We start from the raw sequence: 15055 nt of genomic DNA, 5'->3' as shown, positions 1-15055 counted from the left end.
GCTACTCCTTTGCCGCCTGGGCTGCCCGGGCCTGCGCCGCCTGCTGCAGCAGTATCACCGGGGATACTTCGCCTCTACGCCTGATCCCCCAATGTGTTGCAAGTCCCCACAGCAATGCCGCGACAGCGAGTACGCCGACGAGCAGGAACACATCGTTATACGCCAGAATGTTGGCTTCGCGCGTGACTTGCTGCGCCAGCAGGGCCGCGCCTTCCGACCCGCGCAGGGCCGGATCGCCGATGACGCCGTGCAGGGCATTGCCGCTGCCGGTGATACGGGCGGCGGCGATCGGATCGGTCATCAGGATGTTCTGGACCAGCTCGTGCGAATGGTACTTTTCGCGCATCACCTGGAATGTGCCCAGCAGGGCCGAGCCGATCAGACCGCCCATGCTCTGGCTCATGCTGAACAGCATGATGAAGCTGATGAAATTCTTGGGCCCGGCGAGCAGGGTCCGCGAAATGCCGATCACCATCGCCTGGGCCATGAACAGCAGCGAGGCGAAGCCGATCAGCGCCTGGCTGACGTAGAAGCTGCTCGGCCGGGTGAGGTTGGTGGAACTGGCGTCCATGAAGGAGGCAATGGCGATCAGCACGACGGACAGGATGATCGGCCGCCCTACATTGGCCGGATTGAACGTGAATATGGCGGTCAGCATGCCGGCGATCGATGCCAGCACGATGATGACGTTCAAGGTGATCATCTGATCGTTCATCATGCCCACCACAGTCAGCATTCCGACCGAGCCGACCGTCTGTTCCGACAGCAGCAGGCGCACCGCCGCGGCGATGAACATCAGCCGCAGCATTTCGCGGGTGCCCAGCCAGCGGGTGTTTATCAACGGATTGCTGCGGTAATGTTCGAGCACCAGAGCGGTGACGATCATGATGACGCTGACTGCCAGCGCCCAGCCGAGCCACGCGCTCTCCGTCCACCACACGATGCGGCCCTGGCAAAGGACGGCGATCATCAGCCACAGGCCGGGCGCGAGAAGGGCGAGCGTGAAGAAATCTTCCCGCTCGAACGCTTTGGTCCGTTCGCTGGGCGGCAGGGGAAGGGCGAGGATGGAAGACAGCATCGCCAGCGCCAGCCCCATTTCCAGCCAGTAGAGCATGTGCCAGTCCCCGCTTTCCAGCAGGAACGGCGAAATGATCCGCGCCAGCGGAGTGGCCAGTTGCGGGATGGAAATCCCTATCATCAGCGCGGCGAGGCGCTTGGCGGCGGGCATGCCCTGCATCAGGTAAAGCACGGTCAGCGTCGATATGCCGCTGGCGGCCAGCCCGCTGGCGGCGCGGACAAGCACGGAGGACCAGAAACCGTGCACGAAAAGGTGCAGCACGGTGGTGATCACGTAGATGCCGAGCATGTAGCGGATGAACGGTTGCAGGCCGAACTGCTGCCGGTATTTCACCAGAAACAGGTTGGCTGTCATGTTCGTCATGAAATAGGCCGCCGTCAGCCAGGCGGCTTCATCGGTATAGAGGCCGAGGGTGCCCTGCGCGAAGGAAATGTTCACGCTGACCAGCGCATTGCCAAGACCGCCGGTGATCCCGGTGAGAATACCGATCAGGATGTAGCAGAGGCGGCGCAGCCTGGGATGATCGGGCGTGGCGGGCGAACCCGGCATGCTGGGTCGTTCGTGCGGCTTGAACTGATAGCCGGTTTCATCCTGCACAGCGGGGCGCCTGCCTTCCTTCGCTCTCCACCTAGCTGCGCCATGGAGGCAGCACAATGACAATCGTGATGCGGGCAAGTGTCGGAAGCGTGCGGTGCACCGCACGCAGAAGGCAGCAAAACGGGCGCTGCGCCGTGATGGCGGCAGCGCCCGCAAGTGCCCGGTATAAGGCCGGAAATCAGCCCATAAGGTCGGGGTTGCGGCGGAGTTCCTGTCCGCCGTCCACCGCGAAGGATTGCCCGGTGACCCACGCCGAAGCCGGGCTGGCCAGATAGGCGACGGCTGCGGCGATATCCGCAGGCTCGCCAGTGCGGCGCAGCGGGGTCTGTTCGAGGAACCGTTCGATCACCACCGGATTGGCGAACATGTCGGTCGTCGCGTTGCTCCGCGTCAGGCCCGGGCGGACCGCGTTGACGCGGATGTTCAGCGCCGCCAGCTCATCCGCCACGGTGCGGATCAGGCCTTCCAGACCCGCCTTGGCGGTGCAGTAAGTCGACAGGGCCGGGAAAGGCATCGTCGCTGCGGTGGAGGAGATGCACACGATCGATCCGCCGTTTTTCATCATCGGCGCGGCAAGCTGCATCGCGATGAAAGTGGTGATGATGTTGAGATCGAGATCGCGCCGCATATCCTCCACACTGGTTTGCAGGAACGGGGCGAAGCCGCTGCCGCCCACCGTGGGGACCACGATATCGAGGCGGTCGGCCAAGGCGTAGGCTTGATCGAGTGCCTTCTGCACATCGGCCTGGCTGCCACCGTCACCCACCGCGATTTCGACCGTGGCATCGGGAAATTCGCCGAGGATTTCCGCACGAGACGCGTTCAGCGGTTCCTGACGGCGGCCCATGATGACCACGCGGGCCCCTTCGGCAACCAGCGCCCGGGCACAGGCCGTGCCTATGCCGCCGCTGCCGCCGGTGACCAGCGCCGTCATGTCAGCAAGCGCGGGCGTGCCCATCATGCACCTTTGAACTGGGCAACGACTTCGTTCACCGCGCGCGCGATGTCGTTGCGGCGGAAGCCGAGGTCAGCCATGGTCTTGGCATCGGGTTCGTAGCTGACGGTGTTGCCACGGCCGGTGAAGATCGCCCCGTCGGGCAGCATCGGATGTTCCTGATCGAGCGAGGGCACATCGACATCGTTACCCGCCGCGCGGAAGAACAGCTTGAAATAGTCCGCGAAGCTGAGATTTTCGTCACCGATCAGATAGGCTTTGCCGTTTTCGCCGTTTTCCAGCGCACCGGCGACCGCTTCGGAGATCGACTGGGTGGAAATGAAATTGGTGCCGCCGGCCGGGCCGAACGCGGGCATGCCCAGCTTGCCCTGCGCGTACTGGGTGTAGGCTTCGAACATCGGCAGGCTCATGCCCGGCACGGTGCCGACAACGAACGGCGCATCGAGGCTGAGCGCGTGGAAAGTATCGTCGGCGAGAGCGGAAATGCCATCGGTCGCCAGCTTGCGCGAACGGATATAAGGGTTGGACTCGAGCAGTTCGGGCGCGATATGCGGATAGAAGCTGCCGATATGGATGAAGTGCTTCACGCCCGCTTCCTTGGCGAGCTTGGCGAAAGCGGGAACCGCTTCGCCATTGGCGTGCAGGACGTGCGAATCATAATCGCCGCCTTCGGGAACGTGGCGAATGTCCGCACCCGCGGCGAAGACAATGGCATCGAACGGCTTGAGATCGTCAACGGTGAACGTGCCTGCGACATAATCGCCCTGCAGGAACGGCAGGTTCGCCAGTTCGGTCGTCGCCTGCGGGGGCTTGCGGCCCGACACAGTCACATCGTGGCCTTGCGATTTGAGATAGAGGGCTGCGTGGCCGCCAATCATGCCGGTGCCGCCGATAACGAGAATCTTCATGGGAATCGGTCCTCTCAGATATTTGGGCGCTGCGCGCCGCTGGGATGCACGATGGCTATTCAATCTGGTTTCCATTTGCAACAAGGCACCGAAAGTATATCAGGTATCTTATGGATACCGGATTTGACAAAGAGACCGCGCTCGAGATTCTCGAACTGGTGGGCAACAAGTGGACGATGCTGGTTACATACCGGCTGGGGGAAGGGGCGATGCGCTTTTCCGATCTGAAGCGCGTGGCGGCCCCGATCACTTCCAAGATGCTGACGCAGACCTTACGCGAACTGGAGTGCTTCGGCCTCGTTTCACGCGAGGTTCTGCCCTCGACGCCGCCTGCGGTCGAATACCGGCTGACGGATCTGGGGCGGACTTTCCTCGGCGCGGTGAGCGGTATCTGCGGCTGGATCGGCGACAATCACGCGGCGCTGGAACAGGCTCGCATACGGTACGAGCGGAACGCGGCTTGAGATGATGGGGGGGCCGTGGCGGGTCGGCGTGGAGGGCTGGGACCTTTCCCTCTTTATCTTCCACCCGTTCAGCCTGAGCCTGTCGAAGGCCACGCGCTGACTATTGCCCGATCAGCTCTGCCGATGTGACGCTGCGCCATGCACTATCGGTATAGCCGCCATTGTTGCGTCATATGGATTGGGCGTAAAAAGCCATTGCTTGTGGCTGCAGTAGCGCGCGGCCTTCGACAGGCTCAGGCTGATCGTGTGTAGGGTGGGCTCTGAAATGGGGCGAAATCCGCTGGTTTCAAATCAAGGCAACCGCCACCGGGAAACTCCGGATCACGGCCTCCCGCGATCCGGCACGCTTCGTTCGATCAACCGGCCGAGCCGGTCAGGTATTTCTGCTTCAAACCCGCGATTTCGGCATCGGTCAGGCCGAGCCCTTGGCGGATGTAGGCGTCCATCGAGCCATACTTGCGCTCCACCTCGTCAAAGGCGGCCTGCAAGTATTCGGGGCGAACGGTCATCACCGGTTCGAGATAGGAGACGTCGAACGGCGCTCCCGATTTCTTGAACATGGCTGCTGTCGCGGCGTTCTTTTCCTTGAGATAGGCGTTGCTCAGCAGATAGTCGGCCGTGATCGTTTCGCGCGGCACGCCGAGCAGCGACAGGATCACGGCCGTTGCCCAGCCGGTGCGATCCTTGCCCGCCGTGCAGTGATAGACCACGGCGCCCTTGTCCTCGTTCAGCAGTTCGCGCAGCATCGCGGCATAAGCCTTCTGCGCACTGGGGAGCGAGACGAAATCGCGATTGGCCGCTGTCAGCATTTCCGCGCCTTTGCCGCTGGCGATGGCGGCCATCGCTTCGCGCATGTCGCCGCCGAGCGAGCCGCTGCTGTCCGCCGCGACGTCGAGCACCAGCCCGCGTGCGTTGGGCGGCAACCGGTCGGGCTCGCGGGTCCGCTCCGAATTGGTGCGCAGATCGATCACCACCGCCGTGTCGAGATCGGCAATGCGGGCAAGATCGGTGTCGTTCACCCGATCGAGCTGGTCCGCGCGATAGATCTTGCCCATGGCCACCCATTGCCCATCGCTGGTGCGATAGCCGCCGATGTCGCGCCAGTTGGGCACGGTCGAAAGATGCAGCCCGCGATCGCTGACGACCAACGGCAGCCCGCGTTCGGGCACCAGAGTGAAATAGGGGCGGGGCGCCGGGCCGATGCCGGGCACGGTGACAGTGCCACTGGTCAACCCCTCCGCAACCGGCGTTCCGGTGGTGCCGCCGTTGGGATCGGTGCCAGCGAAAATCCGGACTTTGCCCGCGTCGGGCGCCTGCCAGCTGACGCGGTAGCCGCTGCCATCGGGCAGCAGTTCCGCCGAAGCGGCGGTAAACGGAATCGCCTTTTCCTGCGTGGCCGCCGCTGCTTGCGCCGGGCCGGATTGGGCGGTGGTGGTGGTGCAGGCCGCGAGCGGAAGCGCGGTCAGACTGAGCGCGATAGCGGTCGCGCGCAAGGAATGGGTCATCGTCATGGCCGGTTATCCCCGCTGCGAAGAAATATTGCCACCGTCGACCACGAGCTGGGCGGCGGTGATGTAGCTGGCTTCATCGGACAGGAGGAAGCGCACGGCGCGGGCCACTTCCACGGGTTCGCCAAGCCGTTCGAGCAGAATGCGCTTTTCGAAATAGCCTTGCGGCAGCGCCTCCACGGCGGGGCGCATCATCGGGGTCATGATCTGGCCGGGCGAAACCGAATTGATGCGGATACCGTCCTGCGCCAGACGATCGGCCAGCGAACGGACCAGCGACAGCATCCCGCCCTTGGCTGCGGTGTAGATCGGGTTCATCGCATTGCCGAGCGTGGCGTTGATCGAAGCGATGGCCACGATAGCGGAGCCTTTCTGCGATGCGAGATCGGGCAGAATCGCCTGAGTGATCAGAGCCAGCGAACGCAGGTGGATGGCGATACCGGCATCCCAGCTTTCCACGGTCAGCCCATCGATAGAGGCGGTGTCTACCGTGCCCGCCGCATGGACGAGACCGCCCGGCGTGCCGGCATGTTCGCGCGTGGTGGCAAGGGCCGGGGCAATCGCCGCCGGATCGCGCAGGTCGGTGGCGACACCGACTGCGGCCACGCCGTACGTCGCGACGATCTTTTCCGCGGCGGCGCGCGCCGCATCACCGTTGATATCCCACAGGGCGACCGGACGGCCGACTTCGGCGAGAGCTTCGGCCGAAGCCAGGCCGATGCCGGAAGCGCCCCCGGTGATGATCACGGGAGTGGCGGGTGTGCTCAGACTTGATGCAGAACTCATTCAGGAAATCCCTTGTTTTGTTGTGTTTGCAGCATCGCTTTATGGCGCTTTGGTCGCTGCTGGCGTAGCACTTGGCCCTTTGCGATCATAGAGGCCATCGAGTTTGATATTGGCCATTTCCGGCCCGCTTTTGCCCGTTCCCATGGTCACCAGCATGACGTGATCCATCGCATTGGGATTGGCCGCATCGGCCTTGCCGCCGGTCGTGCCCATGACGATGTAATCGCGGCCATGCCGCTGTTCGTAGGCGTAGGCGTGATAATGCCCGGCGATCACGGTGTAAGGGCGGTTCGCCAGCATCCGCTCGATCTCGGCGAATTCGGGCGATGCGGCGCGCCATGCCGGGCGATGCATGAAGATCATGGTCCAGCGGGCATGGGTATTGTCGGCCAGCGCCTTGCGGACGTAATCCACCTGGGCCTTGCTGATGCTGACTTTCTCGCTCGCTTTCACCGCGTCGACGAGCTTTTTCAGTTCGGGCTTTTCCGTGAAGAACTTTGTCTGCGCGGCCTCGTCCGATTGCATCGCGGCGAACAGGCGGGCGAGATCGCCTCTCGGGACATCCGCAAAGAGTTTGGCCCGGTCCACGCGGCCGGACGGCGGATCTTCTGTGTTGAGAGCGATGAACAGCACCCCGTCCTTGACGAAGTGGTAATAATCCCGGCCGAGACGGGCTTTCCACACCTGGCGGAGGATATCGTTGCCCATGTCGTGATTGCCCACGACGTGGAAGAACGGCATCTGCAACGCGTCGATCGCGTTTTCGACCTCGTCCCATTCGCTTTTGATTACGGTTGTGTCCTCGGTGTAGCCTTCAATCAGATCGCCGACACTGATGACGAAATTGGGCTGGAGCCAGTTGATCTGCTCCATCGCGCGTTCGAACACGCCGGGCCGGGCTTCGCCGGTGCGATCGCCGATTATGACGAAGCGCAGCCGGTCGTCCTTTTCGGCCAGCGGCTTTTGCGTGCGCGGGATGCCTGCGGCGTGGGGCGAGCCGTTGGGTAACGGCTCGCCCGCGGAGACCGGACTGAGCGCCAATATCGCGAGGCCGAGGGCCCCGGCGCCGAGATATGGCCATCGCATGTCAGGTCTCCTTATCCGCTTGATGTGTTCGTTCGATCAGAACTCGAAAATCACGTCCATGCCGTAGGTGCGCGGTTCGCCGAACACGGCCCCCGGAACGCCTGCGTTGAAATGGGCGATGTAGTAGTCCTTGTTAAGCAGGTTCCGCCCGAAGACGCCAACCCGCATTCCTTCGGCCACCGGGATATCGATCAGGCTGAGGCGTGCGTTGAGCAGGCCGTAGGAGCCGATCATGTAAACGCCGGAACTCAGGTTCGACGAGCTGTACTGCTTGCTCTGCCAGTTGTAGTTCACATTGGCTTCGATCGCACCGAACCCGAGATCGGGCGAAGTGTAAGTCGCATCGAGCGCGTAGCTATGCTTGGGGGCGTTGGCGAAGCGGAATTCATCCGCCACGTCCTGATCCGCGGCATTGATGATCTTGCTGTATTTCGCGTCGAGATAGCCATAGTTCGCCGTCAGGCGCAAGCCCTTGACCGGAACCAGGGTCAGATCGGCTTCGATCCCCTTGACGGTCGCGCGCCCGGCGTTGAGCACGTCGGTCTTGCGGATATCTTCCGGATCGGACTGCACGTTGACCTGAATATCGCGATACTTCGAAGTGAAGGCCGCGATGTTGAAGCGCACCCGGTTGTTCAGGAACTGCGACTTCAGACCCAGTTCGTAGGACCACAGGGTTTCTTCGCCGAAGCCGGCATTGAAGCTGGCGATCGTGCTGGCACGGGTGTTGAAGCCGCCCGTCTTGTAGCCTTTCACGGCTTTGGCATAGAGGTTCACGTTGTCCGCCGCATCATAGGCGATGATGAAGCTGGGGCTGAAATCGCTGTACGACCGGCGGCCCCCGCCATTGTCCACGCCCACGATCGGGCCGGTGCCGTTCTGCGTCGAAGTGGCGAGCGTAGCGGCGCGCTTGTCCTTCGAATAGCGCGCGCCGACCGTGAGATGCAGCCGTTCCAGATTGTGCGGCGTCCAGGTGAACTGGCCGAACAGCGCCTTGGAGCTGTTGCTGATCGTGGCGTCGGTATACCGCGTCACCGGCTGGGTGGTGGGCAGATTGGCGGCGTGATAGCTGCCGTCTTCATCGAAGTAGTAAGCGCCCACGACATATTCGAGCGAACTGTCGAACAACGAGCCGATGAGCTGAAGCTCCTGGCTGAACTGATCCTGCTTGGTCCAGCTCTGGTTGCGTTGCAGGGCCTGCGGACGGATTGTGCCGCCGAGCACGGCGCCGCTGATGTAATCCTGGTTCTGGAAATTGTTGAGCTTGCGATAGGATGTGATCGAACGGATCGTCAGATTGTCGCTCGCTTCCCATTCGGCGGTAAAGGCATGGCCTTGTGAAACGACATCGTTGGGCAACAGGCCGGCCACGGTCTTGGCGCCGGCGCGGGGACGGTCGGCCTTGTTCGGATAGAACGGCACCTGCGCGATATAGGAAGGGGTGTCGCCGATTTCCGAGCGATCATAGCTGTAGCGCAGCGACAGGTTCGAAGTGGGTTCCCACAGCACATCCGCGCGGTAGGCGGTCCGGTCCTGATCGCCGAAGCGTGACACGCCGGCCCCGGCGTTGCGGACGAAGCCATCCTTCTTCGCGCGCAGATAGGACAGGCCGACGGCAAGCGTATCGCCGACAGGGATATTCACCGAACCCTTGACGCGGAAGTAGTCGCGGTTGCCCACGCTGCCCTGCAGCTTGCCGCCGAATTCGCCGAGCTTGGGCTTGCGGGTGATGAAGTTGATCGCGCCGCCGGTGGCATTGCGGCCGTAGAGCGTGCCCTGCGGGCCGCGCAGCACTTCGATCCGTTCCAGATCGGCAACGTCCATGGCCAGGCCCTGGCTGCGGGCGACATAGACCCCGTCGATATAGATCGCGGTGCTCGGATCCTGGGTGATCTGGTCGTCGTTCAGGCCGACGCCGCGCATGAACACCTGCGTCGTGGCCGCACTGTTCGGGTGCGGGGTCAGTTGCAGGTTCGGCACGTTGGAGCGCAGGTCGGTGAGCCCGTTGATCTGGCGCGTTTCGAGTTCGCGGGCCGTCATCGCCACCAGCGAGATCGGCGTATCCTGCAGGCTTTCCTCGCGCTTCTGCGCGGTAACGACGATTTCGCCGATACCCTCGTCAGCGGCGTCTTGAGCATAAGCAGGCATCGCGGCGGTGCCGAGAAGCGAGGCAACGAAAGTGCAGGCGAAAATACGATTCGTCATGGGCTCTCCCCCTGAAAACAACACACTAAGAGAAAAATGGGACTTTGTACCTACGTGTCGGTAGATTTTCTATCTTCGTGTAGGTAGAAATTCAATACGAAGATTGCGTCAGCCCGCCCTTTTGGTGAATAAGAAGCGCCCTGGGGCATGGGGAAGGAGATCGCGTGGCGACCACGAACAGACGGCCGACCCGCCGTGAAACACGCGAAGTGGCGCGGCAACCGCGGGGCGACGTGACGCGTCAGGCGATCTTGCGGGCTGCCGAACGGATTTTCGCCGATGTCGGTTATGCCACTGCGCGGTTGGAAGATGTCGCGGTGGAAGTGGGTATCCGCCGTCCGTCGATCGTCTACTATTTTCCGGGCAAGCAAGAGCTTTACGATGAGATCGAGGCGGATATTTTCGCATCGATGCATGAATTCGTGCAGGATCGTTTGGCGGGCGTCACCGATCCGATGCAGCGCTTGCTGGCGCTGCTCGATGCCTGGCTCGATTTCCTCATTTTGCGGCCCACCGCGGCGCGGATTATCCAGCGCCTGATCGCGGATCATGGCCCGCGCGGTGACAATCCCATCGAATTCTCGGACAGCGCCTTGCGCGATCTTGAAGCGGTTATCGCCGCCGGGATGGAGAAGGGCGATTTCGCTCCCGTCTCCGCGATGCACATTCTGCAAACGATATCCGCAGGCGCGCTGATGTATGTGGGCAATCCGGCCCAGCTGGGTACCAAGCGCGAATACGATCCCGCCGATCCCGAAGAACTGGCCCGTTTTCGTGCCTTACAGCACAAGCTGGCGCGGGCTGCGGTCGCTTTCTAAGCCATCGACCGCTGAGCCGAGTTTCGTCGCGGGCTTAACGCGGCGAGTCTTCCCCGGTGGCCTGATCGCCACCCAGCACGCGGTATAGCGTCACCCGGTTGCGGACCAGTTCGAGCTGGGTCGCGACTTCATCCTGCCGCGCGGCGAAAAGGCTGCGTTGCGCATCGAGGTTGGCAAGGAAACTGTCCACCCCGCCGCGATAGCGGGCGTTGGCGAGCATCGCGGTGTCGGCTGCCGCCACGCGATAGGCAGTGGCCGCGCGCAGCCGCTCCTGCAATGTTCCCTGATCGGCGAGAGCATCCGCCACTTCGCGAAACGCTGTCTGGATGGCGCCTTCGTAAGTCGCCACTGCCGCATCGCGCCTTGCCTTGGCGGCGGCGATATCGGCACTGCGTTTGCCCGCGTCGAAAATCGTCAACGCCGCATCGGCACCGGCCGATTTGCTGAACGAACCGCTATCGAACAGGCTCGACAGGGCCGTGCTGGCGAAGCCGAGAATGCCGGTGAGAGAAATCGACGGAAACAACGCGGCCCGGGCCACGCCGATATCGGCATTGGATGCGCGCAGGAGGTATTCGGCCTGAATGATATCCGGGCGGCGTAGCAGCACTTGCGAACTTGTCCCGGCGGGGAGCGTGTTTATCGCGCCTGCCACTTGCGCCATGTCGGCGGGGAGCAGGGCCTTGTCGAATTCGGAGCCGACCAGCAGGCGGATCAGGTTCTCATCCTGCGCCAGCGCGGTTTTCTGGCGGGCGACGGTGATTTCCGCGCTGGCCAGAATCTGTTCCGCCTGCCGCAGATCGGTGCGCGGGGCGACCCCGCCTTCGAGCCGGGCGCGGGTCAATTGCACGCTTTTGCGCGCGCTTTCCGCCGTATCCTGCGCGATTTGCAGCAGATCGAGGTCCGCGGCGTAGCTCGCCCACGCATCGACAAGGTCCGACACGAGGCTGAGCCGCACCGTGCGGGCGGCGGATTCCGTGGCCAGAGCCCGGTTCCGTTCGGCATCCGAAGCGTTGGCGAGCTTGCCGAAAAGGTCCAGTTCGAAGCCGGAAATGGCGGCGCTGGCGGAATAGTCGGTCGTGTTCCTGGCGCCCGATCTGTCGATATGTTCGACCGAACCGCCGACGCCGATGACCGGGAATTGCGCCGCACGGGTCGCGCGGGCTTGCGCACGCGCTTCAGCGACATTGGCGGCGGCCACGCGCAAGTCCCGATTGTTGGCCAGCGCCGTTTCGACCAGCGTCTGCAAGCGCGGATCGCGGAAGATATCGCGATAGGAAACCACGGGCAGGGCGGCTTCGTTCTGCACCAGATAGGCATCGCCGATCGGCCATGAAGGGGAAACGGGCGGTGTGGGCAGTTCGGTGCGCGGGGCCAGCGAACAGGCCGCCAGCGCCAGGGGCGCGCCAAAGGCGATCAGGCGCTTGCTCATGGGGTCGGCTCCGTCTTGGTATCGGGATCGTCATTGCGGCCGAAGCGCTTGCGGGCGGCTTTCATTCCATCGCGGACCCCGCGCCGGACAAGCACGAAAAACAGCGGGATGAAGAAAATGGCCAGCGCCGTGCCAGTGAGTACCCCACCGACGACCGAAGTGCCGATGGCGATGCGGCTGTTGGCCCCCGCGCCGCTGGCCAGCGCGAGCGGCAGCACGCCGAAGCCGAACGCCATGCTGGTCATCAGAATGGGGCGGATGCGCAGCCGAGCGCCTTCCAGTGCGGCGTCGATTACCCGCATGCCGCGTTTCTCGGCGGCTTCGGCGAATTCGATGATCAGAATGGCGTTCTTGGTGGCAAGCCCCATGGCCGTGATCAGGCCGATCTGCAGGAACACGTCATTTTCCAACCCGCGCAGAGTGGCCGCGAAAATGGCCCCGATGAGCCCGAGCGGGACAACCAGGATTGCCGCCACCGGGATGGACCAGCTTTCATAAAGCGCGGCGAGGCAGAGGAAAACGACCAGTAGCGCCAGCATATAGAGCAGGGGGGCCTGTCCCGACGCGGTTCGTTCCTCATAGGACGATCCGGACCAGGCGATGCTGGTGCCGGGGAATTTGGCGGCCAGCCCCTCGATGATGGTCATCGCTTCGCCGGAACTGGTCCCGGCTGCGGTCTGCCCCTGAATCTGGAAGGCCGACAGCCCGTTGAAGCGCGAGGTGCTGCTGGGTGCGGTGCCCCAGTCCACATGTGAAAAGGCGGTGAACGGGGTCATGCTGCCGCTGGCGTTGCGAACATACCAGTCCCCGAGGTTTTCAGGGCGCGAGCGATAGGGCGCGTCAGCCATCACATAGACCCGTTTGACGCGCCCGCGATCGATGAAATCGTTAACGTAAGTTCCGCCCCAGGCGGTCGATATCGTGGAATTGATATCGCTTTGTTTGAGGCCAAGCGCGGTCGCCTTCTGGGTGTCGACCGAAATCGTCATCTGCGAAATGCTCGGGAGATCGCTCAGGCGCACGCCCGCCAGCCGGGGATCGGCATTGGCCTGGGCCAGAAGCTTATCCCGCGCCTCCTCGAATTCGCCGCGTGGCATCCCGGATGCGTTCTGGAACTGCATGGTGAAACCGGAGGAATCGCCGAGGCCCCGAATCTCGCCGGGAACCAGGGCGAAGACCTGAGCATCGCGCAAGGCGCGGAAGGCTTTGGTGGCGCGTTCGACAATCGCGTCGGCGCTGTTTTCCTCGCCATGGCGTTTATCCCACGGGACCAGCTTGACGAAAGTCTGGCCTGAGCTTTGCCCGGACGGGCTCCCACCGCCGCCGCCGACCAATGCGAACATGCTTTCGACATTGGCCTTTTCATGGGTGTTGAAATAGGTCTGGATCGCCTGCTGCACTTCCATCGTGCGGTCGCGCGTGGCCCCGGCCGGCAGGCGGTACTGGACCATGACGAGCCCCTGATCTTCGTTCGGGATGAAGCCGCCCGGCAGGCGGATGAACATCGCGCCCATCACGACGAGCAGGGCGGCATAGACCCCCAAGGCGATCCATTTGTGTGCGATGACCTTGGCCACCATGGCGCGGTAACGCACCACAAAAGCGTCGAAGGTTCGGTTGAATTTTTCATGCCCGCGGTCGATCCATTCCGCGGCTTTGGGGAAGCGCCGTTCGAGCCCCGACTTTTCGAGATCCTTGCCTTCCGCCGATTTCGGCTTGAGCAAAGTGGACGTCAGCGCGGGGCTGAGGATCAGCGCGACCAGCACCGACAGGATCATCGCGGAAATGATGGTGAGAGAGAACTGGCGATAGATCACCCCGGTCGATCCGCCGAAAAACGACATCGGCAGGAACACCGCCGACAGAACCAGCGCGATGGCAATCAGCGCGATCTGGATTTCCTTCATCGATTCCAGCGTCGCTTCACGCGCGCTCATGCCCGGATTCTCGTGCATCAGCCGTTCGACGTTCTCCACCACCACGATCGCATCGTCGACCAGCAGGCCGATTGCCAGAACGAGACCGAACATGGTCAATGTGTTGATCGAAAATCCGGCGAGATAGAACACGACCAGCGTGCCCAGCAGGACCACCGGGACGGCGATGGCGGGGATGAGGGTGGAACGCCAGCTTTGCAGGAAGACGAACATCACGATCACCACCAGAATGACCGCCTCGATCAGCGTCTTGCCGACTTCCTCCACTGACAGCTTGATAAAATCGGTGTTGTCGCGCGGGAAGGAATAGACCAGCCCATCGGGGAAATCCTGGGACAGGGTGCGCATTTCCGCGTGGACCAGCTCGGACGTCTTCAGCGCGTCCGCACCGGGGGAGAGCGAGATCGACAGGCCCGCGCCGGGGTGCCCGTTCAGGCGGCGGATGGTATTGTAGTTTTCCGCGCCGATTTCCACCCGGGCCACATCGCGAATGCGCACCACCGAGCCATCGGACAGGGTCTTGACCACGATCTGCCCGAATTCCTCAGGCGTGCGCAACTGGCCCTGTGCGTTGACGGTGGCGTTGAGCATCTGCCCCTGAGTGGTCGGTTGATCGCCAAGCTGACCTGCGGCGACCTGCACGTTCTGGCTCTGGATCGCGCTCACCACGTCGCTCGGCATCAGGCTCATGGCGGTGAGGCGCTGCGGGTTGAGCCAGATGCGCATGGCGTGGGGCGAGCCGAACACGTTCACATCGCCCACGCCCGGCACGCGGGACAGCGGGTCCTGCACCGAAGAGGCGAGATAGTCGGCGATTTCGCGGTCGTCACGCTGGTTGGTGATGTCGTAAATCGCCACCAGCATCAGCGAATCCGGGTTCGATTTGCTGACTCTGACCCCTTGATTCTGCACACTTTGCGGCAGGCGGGAAATGGCCGACTGGATCTTGTTCTGAACCTGGACCTGCGCAATGTCGGGATCGGTGCCCTTGGCGAAGACCACGGCGATGAGAACCGATCCGCTGGAAGCCGATTGCGAACTGAAATAGAGCAGCCCGTCCAACCCGGTGAGCTGTTGTTCCAGAACCTGGGTCACGCTGTTTTCGACCGTTTCGGCCGATGCCCCGGGATAAGTGGCGCGGATATTGATCTGGGTGGGGGCGATATCGGGATAGCGATCGATCGGCAGATTGCGCAGGGCGGCGAGCCCCGCCAGCATGACAATGATCGCGATCACCCAGGCAAAGATCGGGCGGTCGACAAATATGCGTGACATGGGGCG

General features: G+C 62.8%; 11 protein-coding genes. 2 read left to right on the top strand and 9 right to left on the bottom strand.

Annotation, left to right across the window (positions count from 1 at the left end; translation table 11 throughout):
* Position 1: 1 nt before the first annotated feature.
* From K5X80_RS12505 to K5X80_RS12495, 3 genes are all read right to left on the bottom strand, one after another.
* Entirely contained in the window at positions 2-1675 is a 1674-nt protein-coding gene (locus K5X80_RS12505; RefSeq protein ID WP_222558052.1) for an MFS transporter, read from the bottom strand.
* 178 nt (positions 1676-1853) lie between these two features.
* Positions 1854-2636, bottom strand: a complete 783-nt coding sequence (locus K5X80_RS12500; RefSeq protein WP_222558051.1) for an SDR family NAD(P)-dependent oxidoreductase — start codon at positions 2634-2636, stop codon at positions 1854-1856.
* The gene (locus K5X80_RS12495) at positions 2633-3538 is read right to left on the bottom strand and encodes an NAD-dependent epimerase/dehydratase family protein (protein ID WP_222558050.1); all 906 of its coding nucleotides are present in this window, start codon (positions 3536-3538) and stop codon (positions 2633-2635) included. The genes K5X80_RS12500 and K5X80_RS12495 overlap by 4 nt, the downstream gene beginning before the upstream one ends.
* A 110-nt stretch (positions 3539-3648) precedes the next feature.
* Between K5X80_RS12495 and K5X80_RS12490 the strand changes: the two genes are divergently transcribed.
* Positions 3649-4002: a winged helix-turn-helix transcriptional regulator gene (locus K5X80_RS12490; RefSeq protein WP_222558049.1), complete on the top strand. Its 354-nt coding sequence runs from the start codon at positions 3649-3651 to the stop codon at positions 4000-4002.
* A gap of 356 nt (positions 4003-4358) precedes the next feature.
* Here K5X80_RS12490 and K5X80_RS12485 read toward each other — a convergent pair whose 3' ends face one another.
* Genes K5X80_RS12485 through K5X80_RS12470 form a run of 4 tightly spaced genes read right to left on the bottom strand, consistent with a single transcriptional unit; the run spans position 4359 to position 9587 of the window.
* Positions 4359-5513, bottom strand: coding sequence for a tyrosine-protein phosphatase (locus K5X80_RS12485; RefSeq protein WP_222558048.1), 1155 nt, complete (start codon positions 5511-5513; stop codon positions 4359-4361).
* Positions 5514-5519: 6 nt separating this feature from the next.
* Positions 5520-6296 (bottom strand): SDR family NAD(P)-dependent oxidoreductase, encoded by a 777-nt coding sequence (locus tag K5X80_RS12480; RefSeq protein WP_222558047.1) that lies wholly within the window; start codon positions 6294-6296, stop codon positions 5520-5522.
* A gap of 39 nt (positions 6297-6335) precedes the next feature.
* Entirely contained in the window at positions 6336-7382 is a 1047-nt protein-coding gene (locus tag K5X80_RS12475; RefSeq protein ID WP_222558046.1) for a metallophosphoesterase family protein, read from the bottom strand.
* A 36-nt stretch (positions 7383-7418) separates the two neighbouring features.
* A complete protein-coding gene (locus K5X80_RS12470) occupies positions 7419-9587 on the bottom strand; it encodes a TonB-dependent receptor (protein WP_222558045.1) in 2169 nt (722 codons plus the stop codon).
* Positions 9588-9751: 164 nt separating this feature from the next.
* Between K5X80_RS12470 and K5X80_RS12465 the strand changes: the two genes are divergently transcribed.
* The gene (locus K5X80_RS12465) at positions 9752-10405 is read left to right on the top strand and encodes a TetR/AcrR family transcriptional regulator (RefSeq protein ID WP_222558044.1); all 654 of its coding nucleotides are present in this window, start codon (positions 9752-9754) and stop codon (positions 10403-10405) included.
* A gap of 34 nt (positions 10406-10439) precedes the next feature.
* Here K5X80_RS12465 and K5X80_RS12460 read toward each other — a convergent pair whose 3' ends face one another.
* On the bottom strand, positions 10440-11837 hold the full coding sequence (locus K5X80_RS12460) for an efflux transporter outer membrane subunit (protein WP_222558043.1): 1398 nt from the start codon (positions 11835-11837) through the stop codon (positions 10440-10442).
* Positions 11834-15049, bottom strand: coding sequence for a multidrug efflux RND transporter permease subunit (locus K5X80_RS12455; RefSeq protein ID WP_222558042.1), 3216 nt, complete (start codon positions 15047-15049; stop codon positions 11834-11836). Before K5X80_RS12455 ends, K5X80_RS12460 begins: the two co-directional genes overlap by 4 nt.
* Positions 15050-15055 lie beyond the last annotated feature (6 nt).

Source organism: Caenibius sp. WL (assembly GCF_019803445.1).
Taxonomy (GTDB): domain Bacteria; phylum Pseudomonadota; class Alphaproteobacteria; order Sphingomonadales; family Sphingomonadaceae; genus Caenibius.
This window is presented reverse-complemented; position numbering and strand designations above follow the sequence as displayed.

Coding starts and splice junctions, on each gene's coding strand:
- K5X80_RS12460 (WP_222558043.1), bottom strand. CDS start 11,837: ATGAGCAAGCGCCTGATCGCCTTTGGCGCGCCCCTGGCGCTGGCGGCC.
- K5X80_RS12495 (WP_222558050.1), bottom strand. CDS start 3,538: ATGAAGATTCTCGTTATCGGCGGCACCGGCATGATTGGCGGCCACGCA.
- K5X80_RS12455 (WP_222558042.1), bottom strand. CDS start 15,049: ATGTCACGCATATTTGTCGACCGCCCGATCTTTGCCTGGGTGATCGCG.
- K5X80_RS12500 (WP_222558051.1), bottom strand. CDS start 2,636: ATGATGGGCACGCCCGCGCTTGCTGACATGACGGCGCTGGTCACCGGC.
- K5X80_RS12490 (WP_222558049.1), top strand. CDS start 3,649: ATGGATACCGGATTTGACAAAGAGACCGCGCTCGAGATTCTCGAACTG.
- K5X80_RS12485 (WP_222558048.1), bottom strand. CDS start 5,513: ATGACGATGACCCATTCCTTGCGCGCGACCGCTATCGCGCTCAGTCTG.
- K5X80_RS12475 (WP_222558046.1), bottom strand. CDS start 7,382: ATGCGATGGCCATATCTCGGCGCCGGGGCCCTCGGCCTCGCGATATTG.
- K5X80_RS12480 (WP_222558047.1), bottom strand. CDS start 6,296: ATGAGTTCTGCATCAAGTCTGAGCACACCCGCCACTCCCGTGATCATC.
- K5X80_RS12470 (WP_222558045.1), bottom strand. CDS start 9,587: ATGACGAATCGTATTTTCGCCTGCACTTTCGTTGCCTCGCTTCTCGGC.